Source organism: Nocardiopsis chromatogenes YIM 90109, from assembly GCF_000341185.1.
In the GTDB taxonomy this organism is placed as follows: domain Bacteria; phylum Actinomycetota; class Actinomycetes; order Streptosporangiales; family Streptosporangiaceae; genus Nocardiopsis_A; species Nocardiopsis_A chromatogenes.
Window position 1 is genome coordinate 1 of record NZ_ANBH01000278.1, and the last position, 3458, is coordinate 3458.

Below are 3458 nucleotides of genomic sequence, written 5' to 3' on the forward strand. Positions count from 1 at the left end.
CCTCGCGCGGCCCGCAGACCGGTGCCGTCCGCGCCCTTTCGCCGCGTCCTGAGAGGACGGGGCAGGCTACGTCCGCTGGAACGGTGGAACCTCTGTCCGGCCGGGTCGGCCCGTTGGCACGGTTCCGGGGCGGACCGGGCCGCCTTCGAGGCCCCTGACCTGTTTCGTTCCGGGTGTGATGGGGGCTTTCCGGCATGGGGAGGATGAGGGACCTGCCAGGGCCGGGGAAGTACCCCGATGGGCTGTGTGAACGCGCCGCGGGGGCGGCGGTCGGGGCCCCGCCGGGACCCGGTCACACGCCCCGGGGCGCTCACGCGGGCAGGCGAGCAGGTGGGCACCAACCCCGAGACGCTGTGCAACCGGGTCCCGCCGGCCGGGTGAGTATGTCGACGCGATGTGAGAGCGCGTGTTCGCCGGTTCCGACAGGGTTCAGACCACCCGGCGCGGCGCGGTGCCGACGGGTTCCGACAGCACCAGGGCCTTCCCCGTCGCCGAGCGCGGCCGTCACCCGCAGCACCTCACGGCCGTCCGTCCCCGCTTCGCCGCGGGCGCTCCGCCTCGACCTGCGGCTTCGCAGACGGCGGTGGGGGCGGCCGTCGGGGAAGGGCAAGGTCCCCCCCGCCGCACGCGGCGCTGTCAGGACCCATCGACACCACGCTGCAGCGAACGGAGGCGCTGTCGAATCCCATCGACGAACGCTGTCCACACTCACGAACAGAACCAGCCGGGTCCGAAGCAGACCTCTACCGGCGACAAGAGGCCTCAGCCGAGGGCCGGGCGCTGCTTCCGAGCCTTCACTAAACCCGAAACGGGACAACCAGCTGACGCCATCGACGGGGCGCCCCGCACGCCCCTTCGGTCGCCGGTCACGACGGGCACCGATTTTCTCTTCGGGGTGTGCATGCTCCCGCCCGCAAGGGGTTAGGGCCCGGGACGAGGTGCGAGGGGCGGTGACCCGGCGCCCCCGCCTCCACCCGGACCTCCGCCCGGGTGCATGCCGCCTCGGACGCGGCGCCGGGGTCCTGGGGGGTGCCCCGGTGCCCCCGAGGTGGTCGAGGGGGAACGAGCGGAGGACGGCCGGTGTCCGGCCCGTTCGAGCGGCGGGCCGGGCACCCGGGACGAGGGCGCCGCCCGGCAGGGGAGGGGACCGTGCCGGGCGGCGCCGTACCGTGCGCGGGCCGCCCGCGCACCGGCTCCATCGGTGTTTACCCGCAGTCCGCGCAGGTAGCTGGTGCGTGACGGGGAACCGAGCCGAGGAGGAGCGATGCCCACCCAGACCGAGGAGTTCCTGCGGACCCATCCGCGCGACGTCGTCGGCGACGCCGGGCTCCTCTCCAGCGCCGTCGAGCGCCTGGCCGCCTGTGCCCAGGCATGCGTGGCCTGCGCCGACGCCTGCCTGGGCGAGCGCGACGCAGGGGACCTGGTGCCGTGCGTGCGGTCGAACCAGGACTGCGCGGACGTGTGCGAGGCGACCCTGCGGGTGCTGTCCCGGCGCACCGCGGTCGACCCGCTGCTGCAGCGCGCCCTGCTGTCGGTGTGCGCCGAGTACTGCCGGGCCTGTGCCGAGGAGTGCCGCCGCCACGCCGACCGGCACGAGCACTGCGCCCTGTGCGCCGACACCTGCATGCTGTGCGAGGACGCCTGCACGCGGCTGATGGCGCGCATCGGGTGACCGGCAGGCGGCCGCTGCAGCGGGCCGACGGCGCGCAGACAGGCACACAGACCCATGAGCGGGGGCCGCCCGGTCCAGGGCGGCCCCCGTTCCTCACGTCCGCCGACGGGCGGATACCGGCCCCCGTCAGACGTTGTTGGCCTCGGCCGCGCTGATGTCGGCCAGCGCCGACCGCGGGTCCCGCTCCAGCGCCAGGTCGCCCAAGGACACCACGCCCAGCGGGCGCCCCTCCTCGACCACGGGGAGGCGGCGGATGCTGTGCTCGCGCATGAGCCGCACCGCCTCGGTCACGTGCGTCTCCGGGCCGACGGAGACCGTCTGCCCGGTGACGGACCGGTCGACCGTCTCCGTCGCGCAGTCCGCCCCCTCGGCGACGCAGCGCACCGTGATGTCCCGGTCGGTGACCAGTCCGTGCAGCCGTCCGTCCTCGGCGATGAGGACGTCCCCGACCTCCTTGTCGCGCATGATCCGGGCGACGTCGCGCAGCGGGGTCCCGGGAGCGACGGTGTAGGGCGGGGTCGTCATGACCTCGCGAACGGTCTCGGCCATGGTGGACTCCTTCCCTGGAACCTGCCCCGCGCGGGTCCGGCGCGGGGCCGTCATCCCTCCGCTACCAGGCCCGGGGCGCTTGAAACCCGAGGGGAGGCCCACCGCGCGCCGGGCCCGGCGCGCGGCCACGGCCGAAGGGGACGCCCCGGTGGGAGGCCGCACCTGACCGAGGGACGGCAGGGCGGGGCGGACGGGGCCGCCGCAGAGCCCGAGCCGGAGCCACGGGCCGGGCCCCGCCCGAACCCCTGGCGCGGCGGCGCCGTCCGCGAGGCCGCCGGGAGGGCCTTTGCCGGTGGCCCGGAATGCGGACCCTCACCGGTGGGGAGTCCGACCGGCTGTGCCCCGTGGCAGGTCCGGTGAGGATGCCGTTCCCCGCCCCCCGCCGTCCGACCGATCCGCCGCCCTCGGCGGTGCTCCCCTGCCCAGACACCGCCCGCAGTTCCGGGCGTGCGCCTGCGGGCGGCCGCGGGGCCCGGAAACCGGTTAGGTCAGTGTCACCTCAAGGTGAGATCACCGGCCGTGCACGGCGGTAGCGGGAGGGCTATGGAGCCACCTGACGGCATGGTCCCCTCCGACCCCGGCGACGGCGCCCGCGGGGGAGACGTGATCGAGCTGCTCACCGCCGAACACCGGGAGCTGTGCACCGCCTTCGCCCACCTGTGCGCGGCCGCGTTCGAGGACGGGCCGCGCGATCCGGGGGTGCGCCCCCAGGCCGAGCGGGCGGTGGCGGCGCTGGTGCGCCACCTGTCCACCGAGGAGCTGCTGCTCTACCCCCGGGTGCGGGGCGCGCGCCCGGACGGCGTCGTCGACCGGGCCCTGGTCCGGCACCGGGAGCTGGAGGGGTGGATGCAGGACCTGGAGCGGCTGACCGGCTCCGACCCCGGCTTCGGCCACCTGCTGCGGCTGCTGGCCGACGGGGTGCGGCGGCACGCCGCCGAGCTCGAATCCGACCTGCTGCCCCGGTTCGCCCGCGACGCCACCGAAGAGGAGCGGCTGCGGATCGGCGCGCAGGTCCCGGCCGCGCGCTCACTGGCCCCCACCCGCCCGCACCCCGGCGTCCCCGAGGCCCCGCAGCTCAAAGCGCTGATGACGCCGTGGATCGGGGTGGCCGACCGGGTGCGCGACTTCCTCTCCCAGCGGGGCGGGTGAGCCGTCCGTGGAGCAGGGCGCGCCCCGCACCGGGACGCGCCGCTCAATGGCGTCCGCTGGAGTCGTGGAGCCTTCGGCGGGGCGGCTT

Annotated in this window: 3 protein-coding genes; 2 read left to right on the forward strand and 1 reads right to left on the reverse strand. The window is 75.8% G+C overall.

The window, feature by feature from the left end; genetic code table 11:
• The first annotated feature begins 1264 nt into the window (after window positions 1-1264).
• The gene (locus D476_RS0125420; protein WP_017626733.1) at window positions 1265-1672 is read left to right on the forward strand and encodes a hypothetical protein; all 408 of its coding nucleotides are present in this window, start codon (window positions 1265-1267) and stop codon (window positions 1670-1672) included.
• Window positions 1673-1798: 126 nt separating this feature from the next.
• Here the strand turns inward: D476_RS0125420 and D476_RS0125425 are convergent, their stop codons facing one another.
• The gene (locus tag D476_RS0125425; protein WP_017626734.1) at window positions 1799-2221 is read right to left on the reverse strand and encodes a CBS domain-containing protein; all 423 of its coding nucleotides are present in this window, start codon (window positions 2219-2221) and stop codon (window positions 1799-1801) included.
• A 543-nt stretch (window positions 2222-2764) separates the two neighbouring features.
• On the opposite strand from D476_RS0125425, the gene D476_RS0125430 reads away from it, so the two are divergent.
• Window positions 2765-3370, forward strand: coding sequence for a hemerythrin domain-containing protein (locus D476_RS0125430; protein ID WP_083939640.1), 606 nt, complete (start codon window positions 2765-2767; stop codon window positions 3368-3370).
• Window positions 3371-3458 lie beyond the last annotated feature (88 nt).

Coding starts and splice junctions, on each gene's coding strand:
- D476_RS0125420 (WP_017626733.1), top strand. CDS start 1,265: ATGCCCACCCAGACCGAGGAGTTCCTGCGGACCCATCCGCGCGACGTC.
- D476_RS0125425 (WP_017626734.1), bottom strand. CDS start 2,221: ATGGCCGAGACCGTTCGCGAGGTCATGACGACCCCGCCCTACACCGTC.
- D476_RS0125430 (WP_083939640.1), top strand. CDS start 2,765: ATGGAGCCACCTGACGGCATGGTCCCCTCCGACCCCGGCGACGGCGCC.